We start from the raw sequence: 14,654 nt of genomic DNA on the forward strand, positions 1-14,654 counted from the left end.
AAAGCTTATTCAAAAACAACAATCTTTTAGAATAGAGCCTTTTTAAAAGAAACACGACCAACTGTGGTCGTGTTTCAGATTTTTTTGTCATTCCATAGCTAGGTACTAGCTATTATGCGTACGCACTCATGATATGCATGATGGCTTCATTGTCCATAAGTGTTGCTTTCACTTCTTCTACCATTTCTTTTGTTGATACAGCTTTTTTGCCGAATGTCATAATATCTTTCGTTCTGTATCCTGCATCAAGCACTTGGTTTACTGCTTGCTCAACTGCTTCTGCCTCTTCATGCATCCCAAATGATAAACGAAGCATCATGGCAGCTGAAAGAATCATTGCCAGTGGATTAGCTGTATTTTCCCCTTCAATATCAGGTGCTGAACCATGGATCGGTTCATATAGATATGGCCCCTCTTCAGATAGGCTCGCTGAAGGAAGCATGCCTAATGATCCAGTTAATACGGAAGCCTCATCGCTTAAGATATCCCCAAACATATTCTCCGTAACAACGACATCAAAGCGTTTCGGATGCTTAATCATTTGCATGGCTGCATTGTCTACAAGCATATGCTCAAGCTCTACATCTGGATATTGTTTAGAAACAGCTTCCGCTACCTCTCTCCACATTCGGCTGGATTCCAACACATTTGCCTTATCAACTGATGTCACTTTCCCTTTTCTTTCTTTTGCAAGCTGGAATGCCAGTTTGATCACTCGTTCCATTTCTTCTCTTTTGTAATAGAGCGTATCTACTACTGCATCTTTACCGTTTTCCTGTGTACGCTCACTCGGTTTGCCAAAATATAAACCGCCAGTTAATTCCCTTACCATGACCATGTCTACACCTTCAATGACTTCTTTCCGAAGCGGGGAAGATTCTGCAAGACTAGAATAATAACTTGTTGGTCTAAGGTTCGCATATAAATTAAGCTCTTTTCGGATCTTTAATAATCCACGCTCAGGACGAAGGTGTGCTGGCTGACGCTCCCATTTAGGACCGCCTACCGCTCCAAGTAAAACCGCATCGCTTTGTTTGCAAAGTTCAATTGTTTCATTTGGAAGTGGGGACCCCACCGCATCAATTGCTTCTCCACCGATCATTCCATATTGAAAATAAAACTGGTGTCCGAAACGCTCTCCAACAGCCTGTAAAACTTCAATTGCTCCCTTTGCCACTTCTTTGCCGATTCCATCTCCTGGTAGTACTGCGATACGTTTTTTCATTGTTATCCCTCCGTCTTATGATTATGAATGTATTTATATTTGATAACTGGTTGTTTCAATCGGTATTAGTTAGTAAAGCTCATTTCCGCTTCAGGTCCCTTATCCTTCATATAGATAACTCTATTAATCGCATTTAAATATGCTTTTGCTGAAGCCTCCAGCACATCTTGTGCAAGCCCCCGTCCACTTGTTTCAATATCCAGATAGGTGAGTTTCACATATACTTGGGCAAGTGCATCTCTTCCTGCTCCAACAGACTGGATGCGGTAATCTAATAGATTGATTGACCCTTCCACACATTTTTCCAATGTATTATAAAGGGCTTCGATACTTCCCGCTCCCGTTCCAGCCTCTTGGATGACTTCCTTATCCGCTCCTGATAAAGTAACGGTCGCTGTTGGTACTTGATTCGTCCCGTATTGGATTTGCAAATGAATTAATTCATAGAAACGCTCTTCCTTTGATAACTCTTCTTCAAGGACAAGTGCAACCAAATCTTCGTCAGTCATTTCTTTTTTGCGGTCAGCTAAGTCTTTGAATGCATTAAATAGCGGTTTAATATTTTCCTCAGGAACATTAAGTCCTAATTCATCTAACCGGTTTTTAAAGGCATGCCTGCCTGAATGCTTTCCTAAAACTAAAGAGTTCGACTGGAATCCTACTAGATCCGGAGAAATAATTTCATAGGTTGTTTTTTCCTTGAGTACCCCATCCTGATGAATCCCAGATTCATGTGCATAGGCATTTTTGCCGACAACTGCCTTATTCGCAGGGACAATCATTCCCGTCAGCTTGCTGACAAGACTGCTTGTGCGGCTGATCTCATGAAGATTGAGACGAGTTGATGCCTGATAATAATCCTTTCTAACATGCAAGGCTACCGCAAACTCCTCCAAAGCAGCATTTCCTGCTCTTTCCCCAATGCCATTGATTGTTCCTTCTACTTGCGTTGCACCATTTTCAACTGCTGCAAGTGAATTGGCGATTGCCATTCCTAAATCATCATGACAGTGGGTTGATAAGGAAACCTTATTAATAGAAGGAACATTTTCTTTTAAGTATTTAAAAATGGCTCCATATTCTTGTGGTGTTCCATATCCGACCGTATCAGGAATATTAATTACTCTCGCTCCAGCCTGAATGACCTTTTCGATAATTTCGGCTAAGAAGGGTAGCTCCGTCCTTGAAGCATCTTCTGCCGACCATTGAATAATTGGGAATTTCTTAGCTGCATATTTGACTGTTTCTACAGCTGTATGGATGACTTCTTCCTTCGACATTTTCAATTTGTATTCTCGATGAATCGGCGATGTTGCAAGAAAGGTATGGAGCCTTGGTTCTGCACCGTCTTTCAGCGCTTCCCATGCTGCATCGATATCCGAGATAACTGCCCGTGCAAGTCCCGTGACAGAACAATTTTTTATCGTTTGGGCAAGTTTTTGTACGGACGAGAAATCGCCTTTCGAGGCGGCCGGAAAACCCGCTTCCATAATATCTACATTTAACCTTTCCAGTTGCTTGGCGATTTCTAGCTTTTCCGAAAAATTAAGGTTCACACCGGCTGACTGTTCTCCATCCCTTAAGGTTGTGTCGAAGATTTTAATGGTTTGCACTAGCAACAGCTTCCTTCTTTTTTCCGCTATTAACGAACGGCATCATTTTTCTAAGTTCTCTGCCCACCTGCTCAATTTGATGCTGCTTTTCTCTCTCATTTACTGCATTAAATTCAGGGCGATTTGCTTGATTTTCTAGGATCCAGCCTTTCGCAAATTTCCCATCCTGAATATCTTTAAGAATTGCTTTCATTTCTTCCTTCACTCTTCCATCCACTACACGCGGACCACTGACAAAGTCTCCCCATTGTGCTGTATCTGAGATCGAATAACGCATTCCTTCTAATCCGCCTTCATACATTAAATCAACGATGAGCTTCAATTCGTGCAAGCATTCAAAGTAGGCTAGTTCAGGCTGGTATCCTGCTTCGACTAACGTTTCAAATCCTGCCTTAACAAGTGAGGTCAATCCTCCACAAAGGACAGCCTGTTCACCGAATAGGTCGGTTTCTGTTTCTTCCTTAAATGTGGTTTCTAATGCACCTGCACGTAACGCCCCAATGCCTCTTGCATAAGCTAGAGCAAGCTCTTGTGCTTCACCTGATACATCCTGATGGATAGCGAAAAGTGCTGGAACACCTGCATCCTGTTCATACGTTCTCCTTACAAGATGGCCTGGACCTTTAGGGGCAACAAGAAGCACATCGCTTTCCTTTGGTGGAACAATTTGATTGAAATGAACATTAAAACCATGGGCAAACATCAGTGCTTGATTCGTTACATTCGGTTCAATTTCTTCTTTATATACTTTCGTTTGGAGTTCATCTGGCAAAAGAATCATGACTACGTCTGCCTGTGCTGTCGCTTCCGCTACTGAATATACTTGAAAGCCATCTTCTGCTGCTTTATCCCATGATTTCCCTTTGCGAAGCCCAATTACGACTTCAACTCCGCTGTCTCTCAGATTTAATGCATGTGCATGACCTTGTGATCCATAGCCGATCACCGCTACCTTTTTCCCATTTAAATAAGCTGGATTTGCATCTCCGTTATAGTACATTTTCGCCATTATTATCTTCCTCTCTTTTTTAAATCTAAGACTATTCTTGTAAAGGTTATTACTAATTAATAGATAATTTGTGGAAGTTGATTTCCGCTTCAGGATGCTCGCTTTCCGCGGGGTGGGCGCTGAGCCTCCTCGTCGCTAACGCTCCTGTGGGGTCTCACCTGTCCCACTACTCCCGCAGGACATTGAGTAGTCTTCTTAGGATTGACACCGCACGAAGGAAATGCGACAGCATTTTCGAGGAGTCTCGCACCTTCCACTCCAATCAACTAAGCTTTTTACTAACATCCAATTAAACAATTGAGTATGTTTTTTGCGGATTGACTGGTTTTTGTGTTCCTCTTGGGAATGCTGTCGTTCCTGTGCGAGCGAGCTCCTTTATTCCATAAGGCTTAATCAGTTCGATAAATGCTTCAATCTTATCGGATTCTCCTGTTATCTGAATGACTAAGCTATCCTTGCTTATATCAATAACAGCTGCTCGAAATGGTTCGATTAATGCATAGAGTTCATTTCTTGTTTGCGGGGTTGAGAGCACTTTAATTAATGCCAGCTCTCTTGCCACAATTGCTTGATCACTAATATCTGTTACTTTTAAAATATCAATCTGTTTATTCAGCTGTTTTGTAATTTGTTCAGCTTCTCGATCACTTTCTACATGAATGACGCAAGTAATTCTTGAAACGCCTTCTTGTTCCGTTAACCCAACAGAGATGCTTTCAATATTGTAATTCCGCTTAGAAAAAAGATTCGTAATTCGATTGAGAACACCTGGGCGGTTTAAAACCGTCATACTAATAATTTTTTTCATGGTTTCACACCTACCATTTCATGCAGCCCTTTCCCTGGGGCAATCATCGGATAGACATTCTCATCAGGATCAATTCGAATATCAAGCAGAACAGGCTCTCGGCTATTCAACACTTCCTCAAAAAGGACTTCTGCTTCTTCAGCTGTATTTATTTCATATCCTTTTATTCCGTAAGCTTCTGCTAGCTTCACAAAGGAAGGCTGGATAGGAATTTTACTATGGGAATACCGTTTGTCATAAAAGATTTCCTGCCATTGCCGAACCATTCCGAGTGATAAATTATTGAATATTGCGATTTTTATCGGGAGATTTAATTCTTTAATGACTGTAAGCTCTTGTGTAGACATTTGAAATCCGCCATCCCCAAGAACAGCAATGACACATCGTTCCGGATCAGCTAGCTGCGCTCCAATGCTTGCCGGTAATCCAAAACCCATGGTTCCAAGACCACCTGAAGTCACCCATCGATTCGCTTTTTTAAATTGGTAATACTGTGCTGCCCACATTTGGTGCTGCCCAACATCTGTGACGACGATTGCATCCCCAGCTGTTTTTTCATAAAGCATCTCTAACACTTTTTGGGGCTTAAGAGTGTCTGACTCCCCATAATGATAAGGATACTCCTCTTGCCATTTATGAATTTGTTCCAACCATTCCGAATGGGCTGGCGGTTTTCCATTTTGCTTGATTAATTCTTTTAATGCTTCTTTTGCATCTGCAACAACTGGTATGGCTGTTGGAACGTTCTTCCCAATTTCAGCTGGATCAATATCGATGTGAGCAACCGTTGCATGAGGGGCAAAGAATTGCAAATTTCCTGTAAGCCGGTCATCAAATCTTGCTCCAATATTAATTAATAAATCACATTCGCTTAAACCCATATTCGATGCATAACAGCCATGCATGCCAGCCATTCCAACAAACAGTTGATGGTCTGCTGGGAATCCGCCTAAACCAAGAAGTGTATGAATAACGGGAAGCTGCTGCTGTTCTGCATATGCTTTTAATTCACTCGAAGCTTGCCCAAGAAGGACACCAGCTCCAGCAAGTATAACTGGCTTTTTCGCCCGACTAACTGCCTCAGATAGTTTTCTGATTTGCAAATAGTTAGGCTGTACGGTTGGCTGATAGCCAGGTAGCTTTATCTCTTGTTCTTCTGGAGGTTTTGATACAGTTGCTGCAATATCTTTTGGAATATCTATCAAGACTGGCCCTGGTCTTCCGCTTGTTGCAATATAAAATGCCTCTTTCACAATTCGAGGGATATCTTCAATCCTTCGAACTTGGTAATTGTATTTCGTAATCGGTGTTGTAATCCCTAAAACATCTGCTTCTTGGAAAGCATCAGAACCGATTACATTTGTCGGAACCTGACCAGTGAATACGACGAGCGGAAGAGAGTCCATCATTGCGTCTGTGAGACCCGTAACAATGTTCGTTGCTCCTGGGCCAGATGTGGCAATAACCACCCCAGGTTTCCCGGAAATTCTTGCATACCCTTCCGCTGCATGAATTCCTCCTTGCTCATGCCTTGGCAAAACGTGGAGAATTTTTGAATCATAGAGCTTGTCATAAATCGGAAGTACAGCTCCTCCAGGATATCCAAAGATCACTTCCACCTTTTCTTTTTCCAAGGCCTCTAATAACAGATCAGCACCAGTGACCATTTCGGTCTTAGCCTTTGATTCTGCCATGGCAGCTTGCTGCAACATTTGTATAAAACCTCCTCTTTTTCCTTTAATTCAATATAAAAAGCCTTTCCACCCCTTAAAAACCTACTAATCCTAGGTATAAGGGGTGAAAAGGCTTTAATCCCATTCCACGGTACCACCCTAAATTCACGCAATCTGCATGCACTTATGGACAACTATTTCCTGTCCGTTTTGATAACGGGTGATAGACACCCGATCAACTCTACTCGATTGACTCTTTCAAGCTGATGCTCTGAGGTGAGTTCATTTTATGGGGGAATTACCGGTTCACAGCAGCTCCGGCTCTCTGTAAATTCCAATTCATAAAACTACTTATCCTCTTCTTCGCTTTATAGCTATTATATTTTTTGTTTTAGCACTTTAAACCATTGAATTTTTAGGTTAAAAAAAACTATGTATTAATTGGTTTCGCTAACCTAAAAGTTGGCTGGTTTTTATTTCATAATTTTTTGATTTCTTATATTGAGGACTATCTTACGCCCATTTTATTAAACCGTCAACACCCTTTTTAAAAATTGTTTGATAATTTAAATTAATCTGATTAATTGTATACGCTTTCATCGTTGACCTGTAAATATTCTGTAAGATTATAAAAATATTTTTCCAATGAGCTTTTCATGTTGAAACGCATTATCGTTACCATTGTTTTGTGATTTGATCGATTAAGGGAACGATTAGCTCCTTATCGTTCTCTTAGCATCACCTCTTAATCGATTGCGGGCATGATTAAGGCAATTATTCGAGGAAAATTTAACATAAAAAAAACTCATCTAAAGAAGTGAGTTTTTAAAAATAAAATATATAGCTAGTCTGATGTGTAAATAACGTCCCAGGAGAGATTCGAACTCCCGACCGTACGCTTAGAAGGCGTATGCTCTATCCAGCTGAGCTACTGGGACTTAATAAAATTTTTAAAAAGTATTTCAACGACAAGTTTTATTATATAAGGCAAACAATTAAAAGTCAACACAAAATTGATATTTTTTTACTAGGGAAGTTTTTTAGCTTCCCTAGTAGTATATGCTGTTCAATCTCTTTTTGGAAGTGAAAATACTTGGGTTAAGTCATCTAGCTTTCCATGATTAAGATCATGAACATGAAGTTTCATCTCATTCTCATTTACTTCTAAAATAACAAAAGTTTTTTCTGTTCTTCCTCTTGGCAGCCTGATGCTTCCAGGGTTGATATAAAGAATGCCATCAATCATTTCTGCCCCAAGGAAATGAGAATGTCCAAAACAAACAATATTCGCAGCTGCTTCTTGGGCACGTAAAGAAAGATTCAGCAGTGTTGATTTAACTGAATAGAGGTGGCCATGGGTAACAAAAATACGCAGACCGCCAATTTCTTCAACTAGAGCCTCAGGAAATTGCCCTGAAAAGTCACAATTACCCTGAACAACTATAAAGTTTTCTAAAACTTTCTCATCTGCTTGAAGCTCTGAATCTCCGCAATGGATCATCATTTGAACCTCATCGGCATATTGTGCCTTTATTTCCCGCAGCTCCTCTGTGAGTCCATGACTGTCACTGACAATTAGAATTTTCACTTTTTCCCGGCTCCAGCTAGAAGAGAGGGTAGTTCACTTTCTAATTTACGCAGGGCATTTGCACGGTGACTAATTTGCGCTTTTTCTTCAGGTGTGAGCTCTGCCATCGCCTTTCCTTTCTCAATTGCAAAGAAAATCGGATCATAGCCAAATCCGTAGGAGCCCCTTTTTTCACGTAATATTAGCCCTTCACATGTCCCAGAGACTATAAAGGTTTCTTTTCCTGGTGATGCCACTGCAAGAGCACAGAAAAATCTTGCCTTTCGCTCATTATCTGGCACATCTGTAAGCTCTTCTAGCACTTTGTTCATATTGGCTTCATCGCTTTTTTCTTCTCCGGCATATCTAGCCGAATAAATCCCTGGTCTTCCTTCTAGCGCATCAATCGCAAGACCTGAATCATCTGCAATAACCATTCTATCAAGAAGCCTAGCAATCGTTTCTGCTTTCAATATCGCATTTTCCTCGAAGGTTGTTCCTGTCTCTTCAACATCCTTTATTTCTGGAAAATCTAACAGTGTCTTCACTTCAAAGCCTAGCGGTTGGAACATTCGAGTAAATTCCTTTGCTTTTCCTTGATTCTTTGTTGCAATAATAACCTCAGACATTCCCGTGCACCTTCCCTTATTTCTCGTTTCTTGACTGTATTTTACTAGTGATTTCTTCGCCAAGTGCTTCTTTTTGAATTTCAAATAATTGGACAATCCCATCCTGCCCAGCTTTTAGCAAATCTTGAAGCTCATTGTAAGAAAAAGTCGCTTCCTCACCTGTCCCCTGTAATTCGACAAATTCGCCATTTCCCGTCATGACAATATTCATATCGACATGTGCTTTTGAATCCTCAATATAATTTAAATCAACGACCACTTGCTTGTTCTCTAATATCCCAACGCTAGTTGCTGCTAAAAAATCTTTAATGGGATATCTTTTCATCTTTTTCGATGTACTTACTTTTTCTAAAGCTAGTGCCATCGCCACAAACGCTCCCGTAATCGATGCGGTTCTTGTGCCGCCATCTGCCTGGATCACATCACAGTCAAGCCAGATCGTTTTTTCTCCAAGCGCTTCCAAGTCAACAACCGCTCGTAAAGCACGTCCAATCAAGCGTTGGATCTCCATCGTCCGGCCCGTAATTTTCCCTTTTGCCGCTTCTCTAATATTTCTTGTCTCTGTTGCCCTAGGAAGCATCGAATACTCTGCTGTTATCCAGCCCTTTCCTTCCCCTCGCATAAAAGGAGGCACACGATCATCAATGCTCGCAGTACAAATCACCTTTGTATTTCCAACACTAATTAAAACAGAGCCTTCAGGATGCATTAAATAATTCGTTTCAATATGTATAGGTCTTAACTGTAGCTGTTCTCGTCCATCTGCACGCAAAAGTTGGTTCCTCCCTTAATAAAAACACAATGAAAAGAGGTGGCAGTGTATGCCTCCTCTCTTTTCATTATTATTATATAGTATATCAAAAACTTTTTTTTAAAAACTACCTGTATTTACTTTTTCAGGACGAGTGACTGGTTCAGTTAGCTTTTCACCTGACTCATCCACTAGCTCTGCTTTTCCATTGACAGTCACAGCAACACTTTCAATGTCTTTTTGTTCAGTTAAAGATAGAACTAAAGCAGTCAATAAATGCTGGGAAATCATTTTTTCCTCGAAATTACTGTAAACTGCTTCGTTAAAATTCAATGTCACTTTTCCATTTTCAATTTTCGGCTCGTCTAATAACTTTACATCTGTTAAGAAATCCGTTTCAAGATTTGATGCATAATTTGGCCCTTTTACAAGCTCATTGACAACAGCAGTTAAATTATTTGCATCTTTATTGGAGACTCGCTTTGTGATAGGTACATAATAATAGGCCCCTTCATTCCCGCCCATATAATATACAGTGACTGGTCTCGTATTTGTAATATCAGCTACATCTGTTGTATCTAAATTTATTCCATTTTCTCTGCTATAGGAATCGCCAATAGGGGTTCCATTCACAGGCATTTCCTTTAGTTCATTCCCGTTCAATTGGAATTTCACTTTTTCGATGGAATCAAACTGTGTTAAAGTCCATGTAACAGATTGAAGTATCTTCATTTCATCTTCAGCTTGATAATCCTTAAATTCTTTAGAGAAGTCTACGGTTGCAACCTTATCCTTAATATCAATATTTAGCTTCGTTTCTGCTGGTAAGACTGCCATGAAATCATTTGGAAGCATTTCTGTAACCTTACCATCTTTTACAAGATACTCAAGTGCCTGTGTTGCTACTGATTCCGTTTTTGGAAGCTCCAGAGTTTGAGGTACAACTAAGCCATCTTTATTAATTAAGTATAATTCTGTTTGAATCGTTTCTGTAACAGCCTCTTCGTCCCCAGCATTTTCCTTTTCAACACCTGTTGTTTCTTCCGTTATTGATGCTTCATCATCCGTATATGTGACCGCTTGCGGTGGATCAAGCTTTTCTTTTCCACCACTCCCAAACAATCCGCATCCTGATAATAAAACAGATGAGACAAGGACAGCTGACACGATCGTTGACTTTTTATTTATGGACATATTTAATCCCTCCAAAGACAGTTTGTACTAACATGTATACGAGCCTATTTGTAAATTAGACCGTCTTCGGAGAAAAAAAGTGATTTTCTCATCAAGCATTTCCAAATGCAACTACCCTTTAATTAGTGAAACTCCTTTTAAGAAATTCCATTTTTCGTTAACACTGCTTTGATTGTGAAATATTCTATTTCATCAGGCAGCTCTTCTTTGATCGGTTTAAGCTTTTCTGTGCCTACTCTTTGAATAGCCTCTAAGATAAGTTCTTCTGTTTGTCCATCAAATATTTCTTCCCAATTGATATCATTGCCTTCTCTAACTGCACGAAGAATATGTTCCTGAATAGTAATGGGGGAGAAATTGCGTTCTTTAGCAATTTCTTTAATTGATAAACCATTTATATAGCTTTGATAAGAATGCATAAAGCTTGGTACATCTGTATTCTCTGTTTTTCTTAAAGTTCTAGCAGGATTCTCTATTGGAATCTGTTCTTCAATGACAATATTCTGATCAGTCATGAATTTCTTAATCTCTTCAATGAAAAATTCGCCGTACTTATCAAACTTCATCTGACCAACGCCTTTAATTCTTAACATCGCATCCTTTGAAATTGGATAGTACTGACTCATTTCCCGTAAGGCAGTATCTGCAAAAACAACATATGGGGGTACTCGTTCTTGATCTGCCAATTTCTTTCGCAATGCACGAAGAATAGCAAATAAATCACTATTTTCCTCCACTTCACTGACAGGAGCTTGAATACTTATTTTCATATATAATTTTTCTTGCTGCTTTAACACTGGCAAAGATTTCTCGCTTAATTTGACGACAGGATATTTGCTATCCGTCAAAATCAGATAGCCTTCAGCAAGCAAATAATTGATAATATTGCTGATTTCCTTTTCTTTATAATGTTTAAGTAATCCATAAGTAGATAAACCATTAAAGCCTAGTTCTTGAATGCGTTTATTCTGTGATCCTTTCAAAACTTGGGCAGTTATCGTCACACCAAAGCGTTCTCCCATCCTTTTGATACAAGAGAATATCATCAGCGCTTCCTTCGTAATATCTACTTGCTCCCGTTTATCTTGGCAATTGCTGCATTTCCCGCAGTTCTCTACTATACTATTAGCATCAAAATACTCAATAATATACGATTGCAAGCATTTTTCCGTATGGCAGTAGTTAACCATTTGCTTTAACTTGTTGTACTCCTGCTCTCTCTTCTGAAAGTCTAGGTTCGATTCCTCAATTAGAAACTTTTGAAGCTGGATATCCTGTGGTGAAAATAATAAATAGCATGTACTTTCTTCTCCATCTCTTCCTGCTCGTCCTGCTTCCTGGTAGTAAGCTTCAATATTGCGAGGAAGATTATAGTGAATGACAAATCGGACGTTTGATTTATCTATCCCCATTCCGAATGCATTCGTAGCAATCATAATATCAACTTCATCATAAACAAATTCATTTTGGGCATTTTTCCGGTCTGTCTCATTAAGCCCTGCATGATATTTCGCAACTGAATGATGCTGATCCTTTAGATGATTATAAAGCTGATCTGTCTCTTTACGGCTTGATGTATAAATGATCCCCGACTCATTCGGGTGATTCTTAATATACTTGCTAATAAACTCTCTCTTATTTACACCTTTCATCATATGAAAAGCTAGATTCTCTCTTGCAAAGCCAGTAATAAAACTATCCTCAGCTCCAATATTTAATAGCATTCTAATGTCATCAGCTACATCCTTTGTTGCCGTTGCCGTTAAAGCTGCGATTAGAGGGGTTTGGTTTAACCTAGTTAAATTATCTACAATTGATCGATAGCTTGGTCTGAAATCATGCCCCCATTGGGAAATACAATGCCCTTCATCAAATACAATCATCGAGATATCGATAGAATTCAGCATCGCTAAAAAGCTTTCTGATTCAAATCGTTCAGGAGCAACATAAATAAGCTTATATTCACCTTTGTAAATCCCATTTATTCTTTCCTGATATTCTAGCTTAGAGAGGGAGCTGTTTATAAAAGTGGCTCGTATATTCGCTGCTAGAAGCGCATCTACTTGGTCTTTCATGAGAGATATTAAGGGAGAGATGACGATGGCGGTTCCAGGGAATATGAGAGCAGGTATTTGGAAGCAGAGTGATTTCCCGCCCCCGGTAGGAAGGATGCCAAGCGTATTTTTCTGTTCCAATAAATTACGAATGATCTCCCCTTGACCTGATCGAAAGGAGGAATAGCCAAAGTATTGCATTAAATAATGTTCAGCTTGCTTTAACAAATAATCACCCTATTCTATTAAATTTATCTCCATTTTATCATGTTCCCTTCCGTCAGGGTACACTTAAACAATATCAAAAAAACCTTCTCGAAGAAGGTTTTTAAAGGGTAATCTTACTTACATTCAAAACCGGGAACTGAAGCCATTTCGAAGCAATTCTCTTAAAAATAGTTCTAGATCCAGTAGTAATAAATTGATAATCTATTTCATCTTGGCATGTATTCAGCATTCGATAATGAGAAAGAATTGTACTTGCTTCCCTCGCCGTTTCCTCACCTGAGCTGATTACTTCCACTTGATCCCCCATCACATTTTTCACAAGTGGTTCAAGGAGCGGATAATGCGTACACCCAAGAATCAATGTATCTAAATCCTTATTGACTAATGGCTGCAATGTTTCTGTTACAATTTTTTCAGCTAAAGGACCTTCGTATTCTCCACTTTCGACGAGTGGAACAAACTTAGGACAAGCAAGGCCATGAACGACTGTTCGTCTGTTTATTTGCTTAAGCGCTGTCTCATAAGCCCGACTTTTAATGGTGCCATCTGTTCCGATCACACCAATCCTATGACTTCCTGTCTTTTTAATCGCTGCTCTCGCTCCAGGAGAAATAACGCCAAGAACAGGGATGGATAACTCGTTACGGATTTCATCAAGCACAACAGCTGTTGCCGTATTACATGCAATAATAAGCATTTTTATATCTTTCGATAACAGAAATTTAGACATTTCCCAAGTGAAAGCCTTTACTTCTTCTGCAGGCCTTGGTCCATACGGGCAACGTGCTGTGTCACCTAAATAAATAATATTTTCATTCGGGAGCTGGCGCATCACTTCTTTAGCAACTGTTAGCCCGCCAACACCAGAATCAATGATACCAATTGGTTGTTTCAATCATACCGCCTCATTCTACGCGCATATCTTGGTGTAATTTTATTAAACTCTTTTCTAAGAGTTGAACTTCTTCATTCGAAAAGTTAATTAGCACTTCTTTTAAATATAATTGCCGCTTCCTGATAACCTCATCAATGATCCGTCCACCTTCTTCAAGGAGATGGATACGTACAACTCTTCGATCATTCGGGTCTTTCACCCGCTTAACAAGCGTATTCTTTTCCATGCGATCAACAAGATCAGTCGTTGTGCTAAATGCTAAAAACATTTTATTAGATAGTTCACCTATTGTCATGTCCCCATCTTCAAAAAGCCATTGAAGCGCAACAAATTGGGGTGGGGTAATTTTATAATTACTTAAAATCTCCCGGCCCTTTTGCTTAATAATACCGGATATGTACCTTAATTCCTTTTCAATTACCGCCACCGTATCCGCTTCTTCATTTATTTTCACATCTTCAAGTTCCACTCGAAACAACTCCCATTATACTTTTCTTTTCAGACATAAAAAATGAATACTAGCACTACTTCCCTTTTCCACTTATTTTCACCCTTTTCCGACTAAATTTCAAGAAGAAATCAGTGTAAAAAAAAGACTGCCCTACAATAATTATAACCGGCATCCCAAAAATGGAGTGCCGGTCTTAATTAAAGTTCTAGCTCTCCCATTCGAAGGAGCTCTACAACAGCTTGTGATCGCCCCTTAACACCAAGCTTTTGCATGGCATTCGAAATGTGGTTCCGAACTGTTTTTTCGCTTATAAACAATTCACCAGCGATTTCCCTTGTTGTTTTATCTTGTACTAACAGTTCGAATACTTCTCTTTCTCGTTTGGTGAGTAACGGCTTGTGAGTATATTCGTTCTCCTTCAAGTATTGTAACCCTCCTTGCCTTTCGCCAGCTATGAACCTTGGAGTGGGTATATATTTAGTCACCATATCATATGTGAAAGAAAGGTCTGAAGTGACTGCAATCCTATTGGAAGAACGTTTTATTTTTGAAAATGT

At 39.6% G+C, this 14,654-nt stretch carries 13 protein-coding genes, 1 tRNA gene and 1 other annotated feature; all 14 genes read right to left on the reverse strand.

Annotated features, from left to right (window positions below; translation table 11 throughout):
* Positions 1-112: 112 nt before the first annotated feature.
* The 14 genes from leuB to ACFYKT_RS11380 all read right to left on the reverse strand — a co-directional run bounded on the left by leuB (position 113) and on the right by ACFYKT_RS11380 (position 14,519).
* Positions 113-1,225, reverse strand: a complete 1,113-nt coding sequence (gene leuB / locus ACFYKT_RS11315; protein WP_389219512.1) for a 3-isopropylmalate dehydrogenase — start codon at positions 1,223-1,225, stop codon at positions 113-115.
* Between the two features lie 65 nt (positions 1,226-1,290).
* On the reverse strand, positions 1,291-2,838 hold the full coding sequence (locus tag ACFYKT_RS11320; protein WP_389219514.1) for a 2-isopropylmalate synthase: 1,548 nt from the start codon (positions 2,836-2,838) through the stop codon (positions 1,291-1,293).
* Positions 2,825-3,847 carry a ketol-acid reductoisomerase gene (gene ilvC / locus ACFYKT_RS11325; protein WP_389219516.1) on the reverse strand — a complete coding sequence of 341 codons (1,023 nt, stop codon included), beginning with the start codon at positions 3,845-3,847 and terminating at the stop codon, positions 2,825-2,827. Before ilvC ends, ACFYKT_RS11320 begins: the two co-directional genes overlap by 14 nt.
* A gap of 289 nt (positions 3,848-4,136) precedes the next feature.
* Entirely contained in the window at positions 4,137-4,655 is a 519-nt protein-coding gene (ilvN, locus tag ACFYKT_RS11330; RefSeq protein ID WP_389219518.1) for an acetolactate synthase small subunit, read from the reverse strand.
* Positions 4,652-6,367 (reverse strand): acetolactate synthase large subunit, encoded by a 1,716-nt coding sequence (ilvB, locus tag ACFYKT_RS11335; RefSeq protein WP_389219520.1) that lies wholly within the window; start codon positions 6,365-6,367, stop codon positions 4,652-4,654. The genes ilvN and ilvB overlap by 4 nt, the downstream gene beginning before the upstream one ends.
* A 78-nt stretch (positions 6,368-6,445) precedes the next feature.
* Positions 6,446-6,701: a binding site (T-box leader), on the reverse strand.
* A 491-nt stretch (positions 6,702-7,192) separates the two neighbouring features.
* Positions 7,193-7,266, reverse strand: a tRNA-Arg gene (locus ACFYKT_RS11340).
* 128 nt (positions 7,267-7,394) lie between these two features.
* Positions 7,395-7,916, reverse strand: a complete 522-nt coding sequence (locus ACFYKT_RS11345) for a metallophosphoesterase (RefSeq protein WP_389219521.1) — start codon at positions 7,914-7,916, stop codon at positions 7,395-7,397.
* Entirely contained in the window at positions 7,913-8,524 is a 612-nt protein-coding gene (locus ACFYKT_RS11350; protein ID WP_389219523.1) for an XTP/dITP diphosphatase, read from the reverse strand. The genes ACFYKT_RS11345 and ACFYKT_RS11350 overlap by 4 nt, the downstream gene beginning before the upstream one ends.
* A gap of 16 nt (positions 8,525-8,540) precedes the next feature.
* On the reverse strand, positions 8,541-9,296 hold the full coding sequence (gene rph / locus ACFYKT_RS11355) for a ribonuclease PH (protein ID WP_389219525.1): 756 nt from the start codon (positions 9,294-9,296) through the stop codon (positions 8,541-8,543).
* A 99-nt stretch (positions 9,297-9,395) separates the two neighbouring features.
* On the reverse strand, positions 9,396-10,469 hold the full coding sequence (locus ACFYKT_RS11360) for a GerMN domain-containing protein (protein ID WP_389219527.1): 1,074 nt from the start codon (positions 10,467-10,469) through the stop codon (positions 9,396-9,398).
* 137 nt (positions 10,470-10,606) lie between these two features.
* Positions 10,607-12,751 (reverse strand): DNA helicase RecQ, encoded by a 2,145-nt coding sequence (gene recQ, locus ACFYKT_RS11365; protein ID WP_389219529.1) that lies wholly within the window; start codon positions 12,749-12,751, stop codon positions 10,607-10,609.
* Positions 12,752-12,851: 100 nt separating this feature from the next.
* Positions 12,852-13,646 carry a glutamate racemase gene (gene racE / locus ACFYKT_RS11370; RefSeq protein ID WP_389219531.1) on the reverse strand — a complete coding sequence of 265 codons (795 nt, stop codon included), beginning with the start codon at positions 13,644-13,646 and terminating at the stop codon, positions 12,852-12,854.
* A 10-nt stretch (positions 13,647-13,656) separates the two neighbouring features.
* Positions 13,657-14,115, reverse strand: coding sequence for a MarR family winged helix-turn-helix transcriptional regulator (locus ACFYKT_RS11375; protein ID WP_389219532.1), 459 nt, complete (start codon positions 14,113-14,115; stop codon positions 13,657-13,659).
* 179 nt (positions 14,116-14,294) lie between these two features.
* A complete protein-coding gene (locus ACFYKT_RS11380; RefSeq protein ID WP_009333184.1) occupies positions 14,295-14,519 on the reverse strand; it encodes a helix-turn-helix domain-containing protein in 225 nt (74 codons plus the stop codon).
* Positions 14,520-14,654: the final 135 nt, after the last annotated feature.

Source organism: Cytobacillus mangrovibacter (genome assembly GCF_042865275.1).
Classification (GTDB): Bacteria; Bacillota; Bacilli; order Bacillales; family Cytobacillaceae; genus Cytobacillus; species Cytobacillus mangrovibacter.